The sequence below is a fragment of the Streptomyces sp. NPDC030838 genome, assembly GCF_055572035.1.
On sequence record NZ_JBVIED010000013.1, the window covers coordinates 215,906 to 234,110 of the forward strand.

The window sequence follows — 18,205 nt, forward strand, 5'->3', positions numbered from 1 at the left end:
CCGCGGCACCTCGGGCCGGTCACGTACGTCGGGTACCCGGTGCCCGCCCGGCTTCAGAAGCGGCACCGGAGGGGTGAGGCATAGACCGGCGGAGGCTGCGCCAGGGCCGCGAGGACGGATTCCTCGAGCACCGAGCGGGCGCTGCCGTCCGCGCGGTCCAGGCGCAGCGGCGCGGTGAGCCCGGCCTCTGTGTTGCTGATGAAGCGGGGCGGCCCGTTGTGCTTGAAGCCACGGGTGTGGAAGAGGAAGGGGTGGGCGAGGACCACGTCCCCGGCCTGGCCGGTGAGTTCGGTGATGTCGCCCAGCGGCTCCGCCAGCACCAGGTCGAAGAGCCGGCGGTGGTGGAGCCCTTCGGGGTGCCGGGCGAGGACGTGTGCGGTGCGGCGGTGGCTGCCCTCGGCGAGGAGGGTGCCGCCCCCGCCCGGGGCGATGTCGGAGAACAGGCCGATCAGCAGCAGCCCCTGGTGGGGCGCGTCGAGGGTGTGGCGGAACCAGTTGCCGTCGATGTGCCAGCCGTCCCGGCTGAGGGTGCCGGGCGGCCGGTCGGCGCCGTGGGAGAAGTTGACCGGCCAGAACCCCCAGGTCCGGTCGCCGCGCCAGCGGCCCTCGCCCACCAGTTCCTCGACGGCGCGGGCGAGCACGTCGGGGAAGCAGGCGCGCACCTCGGGGGTGTCCACGCGCTCCTCGATGTCGTACACGGCGGGCCAGGTGGCGGGGTCGTCGCGGTCGATGCCGGCCTTCTCGTGCATGCGCCGCCAGACGAGGTCGCGGACCTTGGCCGCACGTCGCTCGTCGAAGGCGCCGCGCAGCACGCAGTAGCCGCGGTCGGTGAAGTGCTCCAGGTCGCTGCGACCGAGGACCGTCATCGGATCACCAGTACAGCAGCCAGTGGCCGTCGCACCAGACGCCGTGGCCTTGGAGGGTGAGGCGTTCGTCGCCCGGCTGCACGCTGCTGCTGGGGGCGACCTGGTGCAGGGTGTGCCCGGAGTGCACGTACATGCGGCCGGGCGTGTAAGGGACGTACTGCCGGGCGTGGAACCGCTGGAGGTCGGCCGCGCTCTCCGCCCAGCCCCGGTCGATGGCGAGGCGGAACTCCTGGTACGTCACGTCCCACAGGTTGAGTCCGCCGCCGGCCGCCGGCACCCGCAGCGGCAGGGTGAACGACAGCAGCCGGTCGGTGTCGGTGCCGGGCGGCCAGTCGAACGCCTGGTACTGGAGGTCGAAGTGGATGGGTGCCTGCGGCTTGGTGAAGATGGCGGCCTCCAGCCAGATGTGGAAGCCGGGCAGCGCCAGATGGTCGGCGTAGCGGACCGGAGCGCCCAGGTGGTCCTCGAGCGTCTTGGAGACCAGGTCGTACAGGTCGCGGAAGTGCTCCCACAGCAGCGGCCGGGCGGCCACGCCGTGCCGCTCGTACGTGCCGGTCTCGGGCCGCTCGGCCACGTCGAGGTAGCTCGGTGTGCCGAGGGTGAGGAAGGCGGGCGGCTCGCCGCCGCGGGCGATCCAGTGCTCTCGCAGGGCGTACACGCGCTCCCGCAGGCCGGCGCTGTCGTCGGCGGTGAGCAGGGGCAGTTCGGTGATCATGCCGTCGCTCCCGTCAGCAGGCGGAGAAGCGATGCCGTGATGGCACCGCCGGCCCGGCGGTCGTACCAGTCGTAGCCGGGCATCGGGTTGGCCTCCAGGCACCAGTAGGTGCCGTCGGCGTCCCGTTTGAGGTCCCAGCCGGCGAAGGCCAGCCCCTGGTCGCGGGTGCAGGCGACGATCCGCTCGGCCAGGGCGGCGGGCAGTTCGTGGGGGCGGTACGTCACCTCGTCCTGGGGTGCGGTGCGGTAGTCGACCGCGGAGGACACCGCCTCCTCGGCGTGCACCTCGGTTCCGCAGACGTGGACGCGGACGTCGCTGCCGGCGACGTACCGCTGGAGGTGCACGGGACCCTGCCAGGGGATGAAGTCGTCGAACTCGGCGGGGTCGACGAGCCGGGTGTCGGCGCGCACGCCCGACAGCGCCTTGACGATGGTGGGTCCGGCGGCGGCGAACGCGCGCAGCCGGCCCGGGGCGGAGCCGATGAGGCTCTCCGGGACGTCGAATCCGTGCCGGGCGAGGGTGAGTTCGTGCAGCGGCTTGGTCCCGTTGTCGCTCTGCGCCCCGGGCCGGTTCACCACGGGGCCGGGCACCCGGTCGAGCCAGGCGTGGAGCGCGGCCATCAGGCCCTGCCAGCGCAGGCCGCGGGCGGGGTCCTCCTCCAGGGCCGACAGGTCGGCCAGCCGGCAGAACCAGCCGTCGCCGGGGCTGAGGTCATGGCGCTGGTCGCCGACGACCACCCAGCTGTCGCCGTTGTCGGGGACGGCGAAGCGCCAGGAGCCGGTGTCGACCAGGTCGCCGAGGTCGATGAGGGTGACCGCGGCGGACCGGTCGGCGCCGGCCTCGGTCACGAAGTGGTCGAGCGTGCCGTCCGCGCCGACCCCGACCGCGTAGATCACGGGAACAACACCTCCATGAGCCGGGGCCCGAGGCCGAGCCAGACCATGCGCAACTGCTCCACGGCGGGGAAGGGTTCGACGTGCACCAGGCGTGCCTCGGCAGCGTCCTCGGTGACCCGCCAGACCAGGGCGGCCAGGTCCAGCTCGAGCGCGGCGGCCGCGGCGATGCTGCGGGCCTCCAGGTCCAGGTGGCCGAGGTCGGCGAAGGTGCAGCGCCAGGCCTGGTCGCCGAGGACGACGACGGTCTCCGTCGCCGGGTCGGCGTCCGACCAGCGGGCCCGGTAGGGGCCGTCGCCGGGCGGCCGCTCGGGCCAGGGGCGGGTGCGGAGTGTGCCGAGGTCCTCCACCCAGAAGGTGTCGCCCTCCGGGCTGCCGGACGGCGGTCGGTCCGGTGGCTGCGGGTAGGCGGAGGCGAAGAGTTCGCAGCCGCCCGCCTCGCCGGCGCGGTGCTCGGTCAGCGCGGCTGAGCGTGCGGTGCGGCCGGCCACGAGGGCGGCCGCAGGGCGGTTGACGACGGGTGCCGGCATCAGCGCCGCGGCGGCCCACAGCTGGGCCAGGCACTCCCCCAGCTGGAACTCCGCGTCGAATCCGATCCGGCGGGCGGGCGGGGGCGGCAGCAGCAGGACGAGCGGGACGACCGGGTCGACGGTGGCCGTGCCCTCGCGGACGGACACGGTGAACAGCTGCGCCGCGTCGAAGACGTCGAGGACCGCCACGGAGCGGCCCTGTTCGCGCACATAGTCGGCGAGTTCGACGGCCACGGGGTCCTGTGGGTCGGCGACCACGACGAGGTCGGCCGGGGCGGAGAACGCCTCCGGCCGGCCGGAGGCGGCGAGGGTTTCGGCGGCCGGTGCCGGAGCGTCAGATGACAAGTCCGCGCTCCTTGATGAAGCGGCTCGCGCGGGAGCCGCGCAGCACGGCCAGGACGTCGTCCTCTCCGGCGGCGGTCGCTGGGCCGTCCGGTGCGGCGGGGCCCGCCTGGTCGGTCGGCCGTGCGGCGAGGGGGGCGGCCGGAGCGGGGGGTGTCCAGGCGCCGTCGGGGCCGTCCTTGCCGTCCTTGAAGTCCTTGGTGTCTTTGTAGTCCTTGAAGTCCTTGATGTCCTTGCCGTCTTTGAAATCTTTGTTGTCCTTGTAGTCCTTGCTGTCCTTGAAGTCCTTGCCGTCCTTCGAGTCCTTGCCGTCTTTGCCGTCCTTGAAGTCCTTGAAGCTCTTGGCGTGGACGTCCGGCACGTGCGGCGCGCCGACGGTCCCGGCCGGGACAGCGGTGGGCTCGGGGGGTATCGGCCGCAACAGCCGGGCGAGGATGTCCCGGCGTTGCGCCGCCTTGAGAAAGGGCATCACACGGGCCTCGTCGATCGTCCAGGTCATCGGAGGGTCCCCTCCCCGGTCGGGTCGAAGTAGGTGCGGTAGAGCCGGAGGGCTTCGGCCAGTTCGCGCTGTGCGGCCGCGTGGTGGGGGTTGAGGTTGCACACGAGGTGGTCGACGCCGAGGTCGCGGTAGCCGGCGAAGCCCTCGGCGATCTCGGCGGGGGTGCCGCAGAGCGCCGGCCGGCGCGGGTCCCGTGCGGCCGCCTGGACGGGGGTCACGACGTTCACTCCGGCGGTCGGCTTCAGCGTCGCCGGGTCGCGGCCGACGTCGGCGCAGACGGCCCGCACCCGGTCGAGGGCGTCCGCGAAGCCGGCGGGCGGGCCGAACCAGCAGCCGTTCCACAGGTCGGCGTGGCGGGCGGCCGCCCGCAGCATGCGCGGCCCGAACGCGCCCACCAGCAGGGGCGGCCCCGAGGCGCGGACGCCGCGCGGCCGCAGTTCCCCGCCGTGCACCCAGGAGTGCCGGCCGTCGAATTCCGCCTTTCCGGTGCGCAGCAGGGACGCGATGATGTGCAGGTCCTCCTCGAAGCGGGCCACCCGGTGACCGAAATCCAGGCCGAATGCCTCGAATTCCGGGCGGTGCCAGCCCGCACCCAGGCCGAGAATGAGTCGCCCGTTGCTGACGGAATCCAGCGTGACCGCCATTTTCGCGAGGACGGCAGGATTCCGGAAGGAGGTGCACAGGACGAGCGTGCCCAATTGGATCCGGGAGGTTGCCTCGGCGAGCGCGGAGAGGACCGTCCAGCATTCCCAGATACCCTCGGCGGGGCCGTCACCTTCCCGGAAGAGCAGGTGGTCGAAGCACCATACCGAGTCGAATCCGGAGGTTTCCGCCTGCCGGGCCAGGGCTCTGATCTCTTCGTATGAGGGCTGTTTACGAGGATATTCCGCCAGGGGCAGTGTCACGCCGACCTTCATGGACCCCGCCCCCTGCTTTTATGAATAGGGCCGCCTCGGGCAACGGCGTGAGCGTAGCATCAGGGTCTTGGAGATCGCCACGGCCTGAACACCGCCAATTCCGCCGGAAAGACAGGAGGTAATTCTTGGTGCGGGTGATTTTCCGGAGCTGGACGCACGTTCGAGAATGGTGGCTGCCCTGCGGCCGGCAGCCGGTCCCGGTGAGGGCGGGGCGCCGGCCGGTGACGGTGGTGTCCGGGCCCGCCTGATCCAAACGACAGGCCCTCCCCACCGCGCTCTGTGCGTGGCGTCTTCCCTCGGCCCTCCGGCTGGGCCATCATGATCCGCCGTCAGCCGTTTGCTGATCGCGAAGAGGTGAGGCGCATGGCCGGGCTCCGGGCGGGCGAAGGGATTCTCCGCCGCAAACCCATCGAACACATCGAGGAGACGGAGGTCGTTGAAGGCACCCGCCTGGACCGCTCCCTCGGCCTGGGGCAGCTGACCGCGATCGGGGTCGGCGGCATCATCGGCGCGGGTATCTTCACCCTCGCCGGAACGGTGGCCAACGGTACGGCGGGACCGGCGGTCCTCGTCTCCTTCCTCATCGCCGGTGTGGCGAGTGCCGCGGCGGCGCTGTCGTACGCGGAGTTCGCGGGTCTGATCCCGAAGGCGGGCTCCGCCTACACCTACGGCTACGCGGTGCTGGGCGAGCTGGCGGGCTGGTTCATCGGCTGGGACCTGCTGCTGGAGTACACGGCGATCGTGGCGGTGGTCGCGATCGGCATCTCCGGCTACTTCAGCTTCCTCGTCGGCGAGATGGGCGCCGATCTGCCGGACTGGATGCTGGGGGCGCCCGGCACCGGTGAGGGCCACCGGATCGACCTGTTCGCGGCGCTGCTGTGTCTGCTGATCGCGTATCTGCTCACCCTGGGCATCAGGAACGCGGCCCGGTTCGAGACGGTGGTCGTGGTCCTCAAGGTGCTGGTGGTGCTGCTGGTCATCGGCGTCGGCGTGTTCCACATCAACACCGCCAACTACGACCCGTTCTTCCCCTACGGGATCAGCGGCGCGTTCACCGGTGCGGCGACCGTGTTCTTCGCGGTGTTCGGCTACGACGCGATGTCGACCGCGGCCGAGGAGTCGAAGGACGCCCAGCGGCACATGCCGAAGGCGATCATCTACTCGCTGGTGATCTCGATGGTGCTGTACGTGGCGGCCTGTCTGGTGCTGACCGGGATGCAGCACTACAGCGAGATCGACAAGGAGAGCGGCTTCTCCACCGCGTTCAAGTCGGTGGGGCTGAGCGGGCTGGCGGATGTGATCGCGGTGGGTGCGATCATCGGCATCCTCACCGTGATGTTCACGTTCATGCTCGGCGTCACCCGGGTGTGGTTCGCCATGTCCCGCGACGGGCTGCTTCCGCCGTGGTTCGCCAAGACGCACCCGACCCGGCACGTGCCGACCCGGGTGACCTGGATCGTGGGGGTGGCGTCGGCCGCCATCGCCGGGTTCCTGCCCATCGGCGAGGCGGCCGAGCTGACCAACATCGGGATTCTGCTGGCCTTCGTGGTGGTGTGCGTGGCGGTGATCGTGCTGCGTTACCGGCAGCCCGAGCTGCCCCGCACCTTCCGTACGCCCTGGATGCCGTTCGTGCCGGCCGTGGGCGTGGTCTTCTCCATCTGGCTGATCACGTTCCTCCAGTGGCAGACCTGGGCGCGGTTCGCCGTGTGGTTCGCGCTCGGGCTCGTGATCTACTTCGCCTACTCATACCGGCACTCGGTGCTCGGCCGTCGCTAGGGCCTCCCTTCCGGATCATGCCGGCGTCGCGGGGCCTAGAGGGCGCGCAGGAAGTCGAGCAGGACGCGGTTGTACTCCTCCGGCTTCTCCAGGTTCGGGTAGTGGTCGACGCCCTCGATGGTCACGGAACGGCCGCCGGGTGCGGCACCGGCGAGCCGTTCCGCCGCGGCGAGCAGGTCGGCGGGCTCCAGGCTGCCGTTGACGGTGAGCACCGGGACGCGGATTCCGGGTACGCGGGACCAGTTGTCGGTGGAGTGGACGTGCCAGTCCTTCTCGTCGGGCGTGTGCTTCGAGATCGTGTGCAGGGCCATCTCGCGCAACCGGCGCCGGATGTCCGGGTCGATGTCGTCGGCGGTCCGGTGCTCGCCGTGCGCGACCCGCAGGAAGGCGTCGAGCCAGCCCTCGATGTCGCCGGCGCCCAGCGTGCGGGCGTACTCCGCCTGGATGTCCTGGTGCCAGGGGTCGGTGTACTGCCAGTCGCCGGTCGCGGAGCCGCTGACGACCGCCGCGCGGACGAGTTCCGGGTATTCCAGCAGGGTGTCGGTGGCGACCACCCCGCCCATCGACACACCGACCAGGACCGCGGGGCCGGTGTCGAGGTGGCGCAGCAGGGCGGCGAGGTCGTCGGCCCAGCGGAACGGCTGGGTGGCGTTGGCGGACCAGCCGTGGCCGCGTACGTCGGGGGCGATGACCCGGTATTCGGCGGCGAGAACCGGGAGCTGGGCCTCCCAGTAGCGGTGGTCGACGAACCCGCAGTGGATCAGGACGACGGGTTCCCCGGAGCCCGTGTCGAGGTAGGCGAGGTCGCCGTCGGCAGACGGGAAGAAGCGGAGGTCCGCAGGAGCATTCATGACAACCAAGGTGTCATCTTCGCGAGAATTTGACAACCGAGATGTCATGATGGGTGGGTGAACGACACCGGCAAGCCACTTCCGCCCGACGAACTCGGCCGTCGCCTCACCGAGGTGTTCGATCTGGTCGGCCCGCTGTACCGGCGTGTGCAGCGCAAGGTCGAGCACGGCGAGGCCATCGAGGGCCTCTCCGTCGGCGTCCGGGCCGTGCTGGACCTGCTGCACAAGCACGGGCCCATGACCGTCCCCCAGATGGGCCGCGCGCAGGCGATCAGCCGGCAGTTCGTGCAGCGCATGGTCAACGACGCGGCGGCGCGCGGCCTGGTGGAGAGCATCCCCAACCCCGCGCACCAGCGGTCGTCACTGATCCGGCTCACGGACGAGGGCCGTGCGGCGATCACCGCCGTCCTCGGCCGCGAGCACACGGTGCTGCGGGAGGTCGGCGGCGATCTGACCGAGGCCGAGGTGGCGGCGTGCCTGCGCGTGCTCGGCGAGATGCTGAAAGTCTTCGATCACGTGGACGTGAACTGAGCGGACCGCGGGGGCCTACTCCCCCATCACCAGCCCGTCCTCGGCGGCGCCCCGGCTGAGCACCACGTCCCGGATGCGGTCGCGCACCCCGCGCACGTCGGCGCCCTGGGCGAGGGCCTGGTTGAGGTCGACCACCCGGCCGGCGTCGAGGTCGAATAGCAGGGGGACGAACTCGGCCCGGGTCACCTTCCAGCGCTCGCCGGGCCGGGCGGGCGGCGTGAAGGTGAAGCGGCCGAGGGTGGACTGGTTGCCGCGCGGGTCGGGGGTGCCCTCGCGGTCGTACATCTGGCCGGCGATCTGGGTGCCCAGGCCGTAGACCACCCAGGTGCCGTTGACCTTCTCGTACGCCTGCGGGACATGGGCGTGGGTGCCGAGGATCAGGTCGATGTCGGGGCGGCCCCGGGTGGCGGACGCGGTGAGCGACTCGGCCAGCGAGAGCTGCTGCCGGTCAGGTGCCTCCTGCTCTTCGGTCCCCCAGTGCAGGGACACGACGACCACGTCGGCGCCCGCCTCGCGGGCGGCCCGCGCGTCGGCCAGGATCCGGCCCTTGTCGATCAGGTCCACCGCCCAGGGCTGCCCGGCGGGCAGCGGACGGCCGTCGGTGCCCTGCGTGTAGGCGAGATGGGCGACCTTCGCCGCACCGGCGTACAGGATCGTGACGGTGCGCGCCTCGCCCTCGGTGCGCGCCGACCCGGCGTGCCGTACGCCCGCCATGTCGAGGGCGTCCAGGGTGCGGCGGATGCCCTCGGCGCCGTCGTCGAGGCTGTGGTCGGAGGCGGTGGAGCAGCCGTCGTAGCCGGTGACGGCGAGGCCCTGGGCCATCTCGGGCGGGGACGTGAAGGCGGGGTGGGTCGAGGAGCCGTCGTTCGCGCCGTAGACGGTCTCCATGTGACACAGCGCCAGATCGGCGCCGACGACGACGGGGCGGATGCCGGAGAGCATGGGCCCGAAGTCGTATCCCCGGCCGCCCGCGTCGAACCGTGCCCGGTCGGTGATCGAGCCGTGCGGCACGACGCCCCCGGAGGCGACAAGGGTGAATCCGCGGGGGGCGGCGGCGGTGCGCGCGGGGCGGTCGGACCGCGTCTGCTGTTCCTGATGCTGCTGGGCCTGCCAGGCGGCGGCCGCGGCGAGAAGGGCCGTCAGGGCCAGGGCCACCAGCCGTCTGCATGCGATGCGTACGATCATCAGCTTCCCCAGTGCGGTCGCATTTACCCACAAATAGGTACGAAGCTGTACGGGACGGCAAACAGCCCCAGGGGTCCCTTTAACCCGTCCGGTGTGCGCGATCGGCGGCCGCGGACCGTTCGTCGTACCGTTCGCCGACGGGTTCGACCGTCCGTCGCAGATCCGTGTGCGTGCCCTGTCCCGCGGCGGCGCCCTGCGATGCCATACGGCCATGACGGCCGGAACCACCCTCACCCACGGGACGACGACCGCCGAGCACGAGCTCGCCGCACTGCAGCGGGAGCACGGCCGGCCCCTCTTCGCGCTGCTGCTCCGGCTCTGCGACGGCGACCGGCAGCGCGCCGAGGACCTGGTCCAGGAGACGCTGGTGCGCGCCTGGCAGCATCCCGAGGCACTGCGCGCCGCCGACTTCGACTCCGTACGGCCCTGGCTGCTGACCGTGGCCCGGCGGCTCGCGATCGACGCCCGGCGGGCCCGGCAGGCGCGCCCGGCGGAGGTCGGGGACGCGGTCCTGGAGAACGCCCGGGTGATCTCCGATCACGCCGAGCGGGCCGCGGCGATGCTCGACGTCCGCGAGGCTGTGAAGACACTCACTCCGGAACACCGTGAAGTCCTGGTGCTCGTGTACTTCCAGGGGGCGAGTGTGGCGGAAGCGGCGGAAACGCTGGGGATTCCGCCCGGTACCGTGAAGTCCCGCGCGTACTACGCGCTGCGCGCCCTGCGTCGGGTGCTTCCGGGATACGCACCCGACCTGCGGTGAAACCGACGGCCGAGTCAAACCTCCGTAAAGCGCCTTGCCGATGACCCCCGTTGAGTAATCGGCTGTCCTCATCCGTGCTTCCGGACGGGGAAAGGTCCCCCGGGCCCGGGGTCGGGCGACGCGCACGCACCGGAGGAAGGCAGGAAGGGATGCTGCACAGAGGTCATCAGAGCACGGACGGCGCCGACGGCGGTGAACTGACCGTCCCCATGGCCTGGTTGTACGCCGAGTACATCGCCGACGAACTGCTGCGCAGCGGCGATCTGATGCCGCCGACGTCCTTCGAGTTCCGGGCGGGCCGGGACGCGCTGGCGCTGACCGTCTTCCTGGCCGACACCGGCCGCGAGCTGTCCGGCATCCGGGTCGTCTCCCAGCTGGACACCTGGCTGTCCCTCACGGCGTACGACCAGCCCTGGCAGGACTGGGTGCGCGAGCGCATGGCGCAGCTCGCCGCGGAGGCCGCCGAGGCGGGCGGGCCGGCACCGGACCTGGAGCTGGCGCGGGCGGCCTGGCGCTGGCTGGAGGAGACCGAACTCCTCGCGCCGGATCTGGACGCGGTGCCGGGCGGCGTGCCGGTGATGGGCGAGGACGACGGGCCGAAGGTGTGGACGCCGGCGTGGCAGCTGGGGCTGCCGCTGGGGCATCTCGCCATCCACCTGTTCTAGCCGTCGTTCCGGGGCTGCGCCTCCTTCTCGTCCTCGTTCCGGAGCTGCGCCTCTGCTCGTCCTCGTTCCGGAGCTGCACCTCTCGTCCTGTTCCGGGCCTGCGCCTGTTCTCGACTTCGGTCTGGGCGCGCGCCTCTTCTCGACTTCCGGATTTTTTTCCGGTCCGACCAATCCTCGGGCCCGGCGGCTCCGAATCACTCGGCCGCGATTGCGGCCTGGCTTGAGTGATTCGGCCGCGCTGTGCGTACCGGTGGGTGCACGGAGTGACCCCACCCCCACCCCACGGCACGAGGATGCGGCATGTCCCTGGAGAGGCATCGCGACGCCGGCGCGTACGCGCTCGGCGTGCTGGACGAGGCGGAGGCCTTCCACTTCGAGGACCACCTCATGGAATGCCCCCGCTGTACGTCCCATGTCACCGAGTTCGGGCCGGTGACACGGCAGTTGATGCTCTACCGGCGGGCGACCCCGCGCTCGGTGCACCCGGCGGCCCGGCCCGGTCCGCGCCTGCTGGACCGGCTGCTCGGCGAGGTGCGGGCCCGGCACCGCGCCCGGCGCCGGCGCCTGCTGTTCGCCGTCGCGGCGACGGTCGCGGCGGCCGTGGCCGGCCCGTGGATCACGCTCGCGGCCCAGGGCGGGGACACCCCGGCGCGGATCGCGGCGACCGACGCGCGGTCCGGGGTGTGGGCGCAGGTCACCGCCGAGGACGCGGCGTCGGGCAGCCGGGTGGAGCTGAGGGTCAGGCACGGGGCGGGGCCCCGCGTCTGCCGGCTCGTCGCCGTCGGTCACGACGGCTCGGAGGAGACCCTGGCCACCTGGGCCGTCCCCCGGCACGACGCCCGCGAGACCACCGTGGAGGGCTCGGCGGCCCTGCACCCCGACCAGATCGACCGCTACGAGGTGCGCGCGGCCACCGGTGAACGGCTGGTGGTGCTCGACCCGCCGTGACCCGTCTCCCGCGCCCCCGGGTGCAGGGTCTCGTGGCGCAGCCGGTCACAGGTCCGGGCGAGCAGCCGGGAGACGTGCATCTGGGAGATGCCGAGGCGCTCGGCGATCCGGGCCTGCGACCAGTCCTCGAAGAAGCGCAGGTAGAGGATGGCCCGCTCGCGGTGGGGCAGTCGACGCACCGCCTCCTTGACGCTCTCGCGGTCCACCACGAGCTGGAAGCCGTGGTCCGGTTCGCCGAGGAGGTCCGCCAGGCTGGTGCCGTCGGCGTCGGGCTCGGCGTTCTGGGCGTCCAGGGACAGGGCGCGGTAGCTCTCCAGGGCCTCCAGGCCTTCGCGGACCTCGGCAGCGGAGAGTCCGGTGTGCCGGGTGAGGCGGTCCACGGTGGGGCGGGGGCTGCCCGGCGTGTGGGCCAGCTCCACACAGGCCGTACGGACCTTGTTGCGCAGGTCCTGCACCCGGCGCGGCACCCGCACGTCCCACATCCGGTCCCGGAAGTGGCGGCGCAGCTCGCCCCTGATCGTGGGGATCGCGAACGGCTCGAACGGTCCCCGCGCCGGGTCGAACCGGCGGATCGCCTTCACCAGTCCCAGCGCGGCCACCTGGCGCAGATCCTCCACGCTCTCCCCCTTGTCGCGGAACCGCCCCGCGAGCCGGTGCGCCATCGGCAGCCACGCCCGCAGCACCTCCTCCTGCACCCGCTCCCGCTCCGGCCCGTCCGGCAGCGTGACCAGCAGGCGGAAACCGGCGGTGGTGTCGGGAGCGTCGGGGTGGGAGGGGTGTGCGGGGTGCGAAGGGTACGCGGGCTCGTGCGGGGTGACGGGAGCGGGGCGGGCGGTGCGGTCCGTCCGTGCGATGGCTTCGGTCGGCATGGTCGATGTCCTCGACGTCGGCTCGGTCAGATGTTCTGCCCTGGTACGTGCCCTCTGTCCGCTCTGCCGTATTCGGGACTTTCGGCCCTTTATGTAGGGGACCTCTCACCCGTGCGGCGGTGCCGTCGGTCCCGCCTCCCCGGCCGCCGGGCGGGCCGCGGGCCACGGTGTGAGACTGCTGAGGGAGGCGAGACGACCGCTCCCGCGGTCCCGACGAGGGGAGAGACGGTTGGCGACGGCAGAGACCGGTGACGGTCTGCTGGAGGAGTTCCTCTCCGACCCGGAGACCCCGGCACTGGACCTGTCCACCGCGGTGGCCCGCTGCTCCAAGGCGCTCGGCCTCCAGCACTCCGTGGTCTATCTCGCCGACCTCCAGCAGCGCCAGCTCGTCCCGCTGACCGACGTCGTCTCCGCCCTGCCCATCGACGAGTCGCTGGCCGGCTGGACCTACCGCACCCAGTCGCTGCGCGTGGAGGAGTCCGACACCGGCGGGATGACGGCCTGGCTGCCGCTGGTGGACGGCGCCGAGCGGCTGGGCGTCCTCGCGGTGCACCAGCCCGCGCTCACCCCCGTCACCCTGCGCCGCAGCCGCAGCCTCGCGACCCTGCTGGCGATGATGGTCACCTCGAAGCGGGCCTACAAGGACTCCTTCGTACGGCGGACCAGGACCGAGCCGATGCGGCTGCCCGCGGAGATGCTGCGCGCCTTCCTGCCGCCCCGCACCATCGGCACCACGCACGTGGTGTCCACGGCCGTGCTGGAGCCCGCGTACGAGATCGGCGGCGACGCCTTCGACCACTCGCTCACCGAGAGCACACTGCACGCGTCCGTCCTCGACGCCATGGGCCACAACCTCGCCTCCGGGCTGACCACGGCGGTGACGCTGGCCGCGTGCCGCAACGCCCGGCGCACCGGCGCCGATCTGCCGGAGCTGGTGAAGTGCGTCGACGACGCGCTGTCGCACTGGCTGCCGGACCAGTTCTGCACCGGGGTGCTCACCCAGCTCGACCTGGCGAGCGGTGCGCTGCGCTGGTGCAACTGCGGGCATCCCACGCCGCTGCTCATCCGGGACCAGCGACTGCTGGTCGACGCGATGGAGCGGGAGCCGGATCCGCCGATGGGACTGCCGTCACTCCTCGCGGAGCGGTCACGGCTCACCCACGAGATCGACCTGCATCCCGGCGACCGGGTGCTGCTGTACACGGACGGGGTCACCGAGGCGCGCACCCGGGACGGCGAGGAGTTCGGCCTGGAGCGCTTCGTCGACGAGGTCATCCGCGCCACCGCCGCGGGCGAGCTGGCGCCCGAGACGCTGCGCCGGCTGATCCACTCGATCCTCGACGCCCAGCCGGGGCGGCTGCGGGACGACGCGACGATCGTGCTGATCGAGTGGTGGCCGCCGACCGGCTGAGCCCGGCGCCCGCCCGCTCCTTCGGCAGGTCTACTTCAGCAGGCGGGAGAGCCTGCGGTCCGCCAGGGGCTTTCCGCCCGTCTGGCAGGTCGGGCAGTACTGGAGCGAGGAGTCGCTGAAGGAGACCTCGCGGATGGTGTCGCCGCACACGGGGCACGGCTCACCGGTGCGGCCGTGGACCCGCAGGCCGCTCTTCTTCTCGGCCTTCAGGCGGCCGGCGGCCAGGCCCCGGGAGCGCTCGACCGCCTCGGTGAGGGTGGTGCGCAGCGCCTCGTACAGCCGGGTGGTCTCCTGGGCGGTGAGGGCCCCGGCCAGTTTGAACGGGGACATCTTCGCCGCGTGCAGGATCTCGTCGCTGTAGGCGTTGCCGATGCCGGCGATCAGGCTCTGGTCGCGCAGCGCGCCCTTGAGCTGCCGCCGCTCGCCGGCCAGCAGGGCGGCCAGGCGGGCCTCGTCGAAGTCGTCGGCGAGCGGGTCCGGGCCGAGCCGGGCCACGCCGGGGACCTCCTGCGGATCGCGGACCACGTACACCGCGAGCCGCTTCTGGGTGCCCGCCTCCGTCAGATCGAAGCCGGCGCCCGTCTCCAGGGCCACCCGCAGCGCCAGGGGCCCCTTGCCGGGGCGGGGCGGGCCGTCGGGCAGGCGGTCCTTCCACTGGAGCCAGCCCGCGCGGGCCAGATGGGTGACGAGATGCGGGCCGCCGTCCGTGGCGAGGGCGAGGAACTTGCCGTACCGCCGCACGGCGGTGACCTCGTGGCCCTCGACGGCGGAGAGGGGAGGGTCGTACGTCTTCAGGACACTGATCGCGACGGGCAGCACCCGGACGATCTCGTGTCCGACGAGGTTGTCGGTCAGGAAGTCCTTGAGCGCTTCGACCTCGGGCAGTTCCGGCATACGTCCAGACTGCCACCCGGCACTGACAGCCTCACCCCGGATCAGCTCCGCGCGGCCGCCTCGGCCCGCTCGGGCACGGAGAACTCGCACCACACGCACTTGCCGCCGCCCCGCGCCTCCACGCCCCACACCTCGGAGAGCAGGTCGACCAGGAGCAGGCCGCGGCCGGAGACACCGGACTCGCCGGCCTCGCGGCGGCGCGGGAGGGCGCTGGAGGAGTCCTCGACCTCGACCCGCAGCCGGCGCTCCGGCCCGGTGAGGACCCTGAGGGTGACGATCGCGGCGCCCTCGGTGTGCATCAGGGCGTTGGTGATCAGCTCGTCGGCGACCAGTTCGATCTCGTCGGCGCGGTCCCCGGCGCCCCAGGCGCGGACGGCGGCGCGGATCATGTGCCGGGCGCCGGTCAGGGCCTCGGGGTCGCCGGGCGCGACGTGCTGCTGGAGGCGGCCCCCGGTCTTGGGGGCGTCCATACCGCGGCGGCGCAGCAGGAGCAGGGCCACGTCGTCGTCGCCGCCGCGCTGCTCGGCCACCTCGATCAGCCGGTCTGCGAGTTTCCACACGTCCGAGGGGCCGGAGGCGATCATCCCGGTGAGGGCCTGCATTCCGTCGTCGAGGTCGGCGCCGGGCGTCTCGACGAGACCGTCGGTGAGCAGCAGCAGGGTGTGGCCGGGGTCGAGTTCGAGGGTGCCGACGGGGTAGTCGAGGCTGCCGAACTCGGCGGACAGGCCCAGCGGCAGGCCGCCCTCCACGCTGACCCGGCGGCAGCTGCCGTCGGCGGACCGCAGCACCGGGTCGATATGCCCGGCGCGCACCACCTGGACGACGCCGGTGGCCAGGTCGGCCTCGGCGTACAGGCAGGTGGCGAAGCGGTCGGTGTCCAGTTCGTGCAGGAAGACGGAGGCGCGGGCCATCACCGTGGCCGGGGTGTGGCCCTCGGCGGCGTAGGCGCGCAGCACGATCCGCAGCTGGCCCATGACGGCGGCGGCGTGGGTGTCGTGGCCCTGGACGTCGCCGATGACGGCGCCGACCCGGCCGCCCGGCAGCGGGATCAGGTCGTACCAGTCGCCGCCGATGTCCCGGCCGAGGGTGCCGGTGGCGCTGCCGGAGCGGTAGCGCACGGCGACGTCCGCGCCGGGGACGCTGGGGATGGTGCGCGGCAGCATGGCCTGCTGAAGGCCGGTGGCGAGGTCCTTCTCCTGCTCATAGAACATGGCCCGTTGCAGGCTCTGCGCGATGCTGCTGCCGAGTGCGACGAGGATGTCCCTTTCCTCGCTGCTGAAGCCGCGCCGGTCGTCGTAGAGCAGGCCCATGGCACCGATGGGCCGGGCCTGGACGATGAGCGGGAGATAGGCGGCCGAGGTGATGCCGAGGTCGGTGATGTGCGGCCAGAGGATGGGGTAGCCGGACGCGAACTCCTCCGGGGACTCGATGAAGCGGGGGCTGAGGGTGCGCACGACCTCGCTCATCGGGTAGGGCTCGTCGATCCGGGTGATGTCGGTGCCGGGCACCCGGCTGCCCTTGGGACCCTCGGCGATCAGCCGGATGCGGCCGGCCTCGACCAGGCCCATCACCAGGCTGGTCGCGCCGAGATGGGTGACGCCGTCGGAGTCCTTGAGCACGTCGATGACGTCCTGGACGGTGCGGGCGTGCGCGAGGGCGGCGGTGGTGGACTGGACGACGCTGCCCTGGTCGCGCGGCCCGTCCTCCGGTCCGCCCTGCGCGCCCCGGGCCTCGATCTCGTTCAGCTCCTGGGTGGCGTCGCGGACGATGCCGACGATCCGGCGCGGGCGGCCCGTCGCGTCGCGCCGGATGTAGCCCTGGGTGTGGGTCCAGCGCAGACGGCCGTCGCGGCGGCGGATGCGGAAGTAGGCGCCGTAGTTCTCGCTGCCGTCCTTGATGGCCTGGGCGACCAGGGTGTCGAGGCGCCGCCCCTCGTCCGGCGGGACCCGGATGCCCAGCGACTCGGGGTGGCCGTCGTATTCGTCGGGGCGCACGTCGAAGATCTCGTGGGCCTGGGCGTCCATGTGGAACAGACCGGAGTCCAGGTCCCAGTCGAAGCTGCCCATGCGGTTGAGCGCCAGGATCGCATCCGGGTGGGAGGGCCAGTCGTCCGGGAGTGAAAGGGCGCTCGCTCCCCGATCAGCCATGGGCCCACCTTGCCAGGAATCGACCGATTCTTCGACTTCAGCTCAGGAACACGTCCGTCGGGCTGCCGAAGATGCTCTCGGCGGCCTCCGAGGAGTCGAGGGGCGACTCGGGTTCCGACCCCACGGTGGGCGGGCTCGCCGTGACGGTGCCGGAGGGGCAGCGGGCGGAGCCGGGCCTGCCCGCCTCCGGGTCGGGACTCGGGGTGACCGTCACGGTCGGGGTGGCGCAGGCGGGGGACGGGTCCTCGGGCGAGGACTCCTCGCGGGTGGACTCGCCCGGTGTGGCAGCGGTGTCCTTGTCCGGCGCTGCGGTGTCCGGTGCGGCGGGGTCCTTGTACGGCGCGGTGGTGTGCTCGTGCGGTGCGGCGGTGTGCTCGTGCGGCAGGGCACCGGGCTCGCTGCCGTCCGGGCTGGGCTTCGAGGGGCTCTTGCCCGACGGCGTGGACGGGGCGGGCGAGGGGTTCTTGCCCGACGGCGCGGACGGGGCGAGCGAGGGGTTCTTGCTCGACAGCGTGGACGGAGACGCGCTGGAAGGGCTCTCGCTCGCCGGCGCGGGCACCTTCGTCCACTTGTCTCCCTTGTCAGGCTTGTCTGGGCGCGGAACGGCCTTGTCGTGGCGGGCGTCGTGACCGATCCGCCGCTCGATCCAGGTGCGGTCGCCGACGTTGACGATCGTGATGCTGGTGATCACCTGGGGCGCCGGGGTCACGACGACCACCTCGGCGGGCCGGTAGCCGGACCACGCCGTGCCGCTGTGGCGGACCGTGCCGCGCGGTTGTGCGGGCGGGGCGAGCGGGTTGCCGCAGGCGCAGCGGACCCGGGGCACGCCCCGGTCGTCGACCAGGACGGCGGTGCCCGCCTGGAGCACGGACTGGTAGCCGGTGGCCCGCCCGTCCCGGTAGCCGTGGTTGGTGACCCGGGTGTCGGCGCGCAGCACGACCGAGGTCAGCCCGCGCAGATAGGCCGGGACGGCGTCCCGGGAGACGCCGGCGATGCGGGCGAAGGCATCCGCCCTGGTCCGGTCGGCCTGGAAGTATCCGATCTGCCGCTCGACGTCGCAGCTGCCCCGGCGCTGGGTGCCGCCGTACAGGCCGGGCGTGGAGCCGGGGTAGGCGCGCGGGCCGGGTGCGGCCGGGGCGGTGTCCGGCGTTCGGGTGACGGGCGGTGCCGTGGTCGTGGAGGCCACGGTGGACGCGGTGAAGGGGTCCGGCCCCCGGGCCGCGGCCGGACGGAGCACGAGCTCGTCGCCGGCCCCGCTGTCCGTGCCGCCGTCGCCGCCGCAGCCGGCGACGAGGAGCGCCGCCGAGAGCGCACAGGCCGTGGCGAGGGTTCCGGTGGATCTGCGCACCACGTTCTCCCGCCTTGTCCGGGCCCATGACCCTGTTCGGGGCAACTCGTGCACCATT

General features: G+C 72.5%; 18 protein-coding genes. 6 read left to right on the forward strand and 12 right to left on the reverse strand.

What is annotated here, in order from left to right:
- Nucleotides 1-53 precede the first annotated feature (53 nt).
- Genes ACZ42A_RS29285 through ACZ42A_RS29310 form a run of 6 tightly spaced genes read right to left on the reverse strand, consistent with a single transcriptional unit; the run spans nucleotide 54 to nucleotide 4,762 of the window.
- A complete protein-coding gene (locus tag ACZ42A_RS29285) occupies nucleotides 54-866 on the reverse strand; it encodes a phytanoyl-CoA dioxygenase family protein (protein ID WP_468530285.1) in 813 nt (270 codons plus the stop codon).
- A 4-nt stretch (nucleotides 867-870) separates the two neighbouring features.
- Entirely contained in the window at nucleotides 871-1,581 is a 711-nt protein-coding gene (locus ACZ42A_RS29290) for a hypothetical protein (protein ID WP_468530286.1), read from the reverse strand.
- Entirely contained in the window at nucleotides 1,578-2,477 is a 900-nt protein-coding gene (locus ACZ42A_RS29295; protein WP_468530287.1) for an ATP-grasp domain-containing protein, read from the reverse strand. Before ACZ42A_RS29295 ends, ACZ42A_RS29290 begins: the two co-directional genes overlap by 4 nt.
- Nucleotides 2,474-3,349 carry a hypothetical protein gene (locus ACZ42A_RS29300; RefSeq protein WP_468530288.1) on the reverse strand — a complete coding sequence of 292 codons (876 nt, stop codon included), beginning with the start codon at nucleotides 3,347-3,349 and terminating at the stop codon, nucleotides 2,474-2,476. The genes ACZ42A_RS29295 and ACZ42A_RS29300 overlap by 4 nt, the downstream gene beginning before the upstream one ends.
- Complete coding sequence (locus ACZ42A_RS29305; RefSeq protein WP_468530289.1) at nucleotides 3,339-3,845, reverse strand: hypothetical protein; 507 nt, start codon at nucleotides 3,843-3,845, stop codon at nucleotides 3,339-3,341. Before ACZ42A_RS29305 ends, ACZ42A_RS29300 begins: the two co-directional genes overlap by 11 nt.
- Nucleotides 3,842-4,762, reverse strand: a complete 921-nt coding sequence (locus ACZ42A_RS29310; RefSeq protein WP_468530290.1) for an LLM class flavin-dependent oxidoreductase — start codon at nucleotides 4,760-4,762, stop codon at nucleotides 3,842-3,844. The genes ACZ42A_RS29305 and ACZ42A_RS29310 overlap by 4 nt, the downstream gene beginning before the upstream one ends.
- A 363-nt stretch (nucleotides 4,763-5,125) precedes the next feature.
- Here ACZ42A_RS29310 and ACZ42A_RS29315 point away from each other — a divergent pair, with 363 nt between their 5' ends.
- Nucleotides 5,126-6,538, forward strand: a complete 1,413-nt coding sequence (locus ACZ42A_RS29315; RefSeq protein ID WP_468530291.1) for an amino acid permease — start codon at nucleotides 5,126-5,128, stop codon at nucleotides 6,536-6,538.
- Between the two features lie 35 nt (nucleotides 6,539-6,573).
- On the opposite strand, the gene ACZ42A_RS29320 is transcribed toward ACZ42A_RS29315, so the two are convergent.
- Nucleotides 6,574-7,389, reverse strand: a complete 816-nt coding sequence (locus tag ACZ42A_RS29320) for an alpha/beta fold hydrolase (RefSeq protein WP_468530292.1) — start codon at nucleotides 7,387-7,389, stop codon at nucleotides 6,574-6,576.
- A 57-nt stretch (nucleotides 7,390-7,446) separates the two neighbouring features.
- On the opposite strand from ACZ42A_RS29320, the gene ACZ42A_RS29325 reads away from it, so the two are divergent.
- Nucleotides 7,447-7,920, forward strand: coding sequence for a MarR family winged helix-turn-helix transcriptional regulator (locus tag ACZ42A_RS29325; RefSeq protein ID WP_468530293.1), 474 nt, complete (start codon nucleotides 7,447-7,449; stop codon nucleotides 7,918-7,920).
- A 15-nt stretch (nucleotides 7,921-7,935) separates the two neighbouring features.
- Here the strand turns inward: ACZ42A_RS29325 and ACZ42A_RS29330 are convergent, their stop codons facing one another.
- Complete coding sequence (locus ACZ42A_RS29330; RefSeq protein ID WP_468530294.1) at nucleotides 7,936-9,105, reverse strand: CapA family protein; 1,170 nt, start codon at nucleotides 9,103-9,105, stop codon at nucleotides 7,936-7,938.
- Nucleotides 9,106-9,316: 211 nt separating this feature from the next.
- Here ACZ42A_RS29330 and ACZ42A_RS29335 point away from each other — a divergent pair, with 211 nt between their 5' ends.
- The 3 genes from ACZ42A_RS29335 to ACZ42A_RS29345 all read left to right on the forward strand — a co-directional run bounded on the left by ACZ42A_RS29335 (nucleotide 9,317) and on the right by ACZ42A_RS29345 (nucleotide 11,478).
- Nucleotides 9,317-9,865: a sigma-70 family RNA polymerase sigma factor gene (locus ACZ42A_RS29335; RefSeq protein ID WP_468530295.1), complete on the forward strand. Its 549-nt coding sequence runs from the start codon at nucleotides 9,317-9,319 to the stop codon at nucleotides 9,863-9,865.
- Nucleotides 9,866-10,014: 149 nt separating this feature from the next.
- Nucleotides 10,015-10,530: a hypothetical protein gene (locus ACZ42A_RS29340; protein WP_468530296.1), complete on the forward strand. Its 516-nt coding sequence runs from the start codon at nucleotides 10,015-10,017 to the stop codon at nucleotides 10,528-10,530.
- Nucleotides 10,531-10,830: 300 nt separating this feature from the next.
- Nucleotides 10,831-11,478 carry a zf-HC2 domain-containing protein gene (locus tag ACZ42A_RS29345; RefSeq protein ID WP_468530297.1) on the forward strand — a complete coding sequence of 216 codons (648 nt, stop codon included), beginning with the start codon at nucleotides 10,831-10,833 and terminating at the stop codon, nucleotides 11,476-11,478.
- Here ACZ42A_RS29345 and ACZ42A_RS29350 read toward each other — a convergent pair.
- Nucleotides 11,424-12,347: a SigB/SigF/SigG family RNA polymerase sigma factor gene (locus tag ACZ42A_RS29350; protein ID WP_468530298.1), complete on the reverse strand. Its 924-nt coding sequence runs from the start codon at nucleotides 12,345-12,347 to the stop codon at nucleotides 11,424-11,426. The genes ACZ42A_RS29345 and ACZ42A_RS29350 overlap by 55 nt on opposite strands.
- A 229-nt stretch (nucleotides 12,348-12,576) precedes the next feature.
- Here ACZ42A_RS29350 and ACZ42A_RS29355 point away from each other — a divergent pair, with 229 nt between their 5' ends.
- A complete protein-coding gene (locus ACZ42A_RS29355; protein WP_468530299.1) occupies nucleotides 12,577-13,758 on the forward strand; it encodes a PP2C family protein-serine/threonine phosphatase in 1,182 nt (393 codons plus the stop codon).
- Between the two features lie 30 nt (nucleotides 13,759-13,788).
- Here the strand turns inward: ACZ42A_RS29355 and ACZ42A_RS29360 are convergent, their stop codons facing one another.
- The 3 genes from ACZ42A_RS29360 to ACZ42A_RS29370 are packed head-to-tail and all read right to left on the reverse strand — an operon-like array spanning nucleotide 13,789 to nucleotide 18,150.
- Nucleotides 13,789-14,652, reverse strand: a complete 864-nt coding sequence (locus ACZ42A_RS29360; RefSeq protein WP_468530300.1) for an Fpg/Nei family DNA glycosylase — start codon at nucleotides 14,650-14,652, stop codon at nucleotides 13,789-13,791.
- A 41-nt stretch (nucleotides 14,653-14,693) separates the two neighbouring features.
- Nucleotides 14,694-16,799: a SpoIIE family protein phosphatase gene (locus ACZ42A_RS29365; protein WP_468530301.1), complete on the reverse strand. Its 2,106-nt coding sequence runs from the start codon at nucleotides 16,797-16,799 to the stop codon at nucleotides 14,694-14,696.
- A gap of 37 nt (nucleotides 16,800-16,836) precedes the next feature.
- Entirely contained in the window at nucleotides 16,837-18,150 is a 1,314-nt protein-coding gene (locus tag ACZ42A_RS29370) for a DUF6777 domain-containing protein (RefSeq protein WP_468530302.1), read from the reverse strand.
- Between the last annotated feature and the right edge of the window lie 55 nt (nucleotides 18,151-18,205).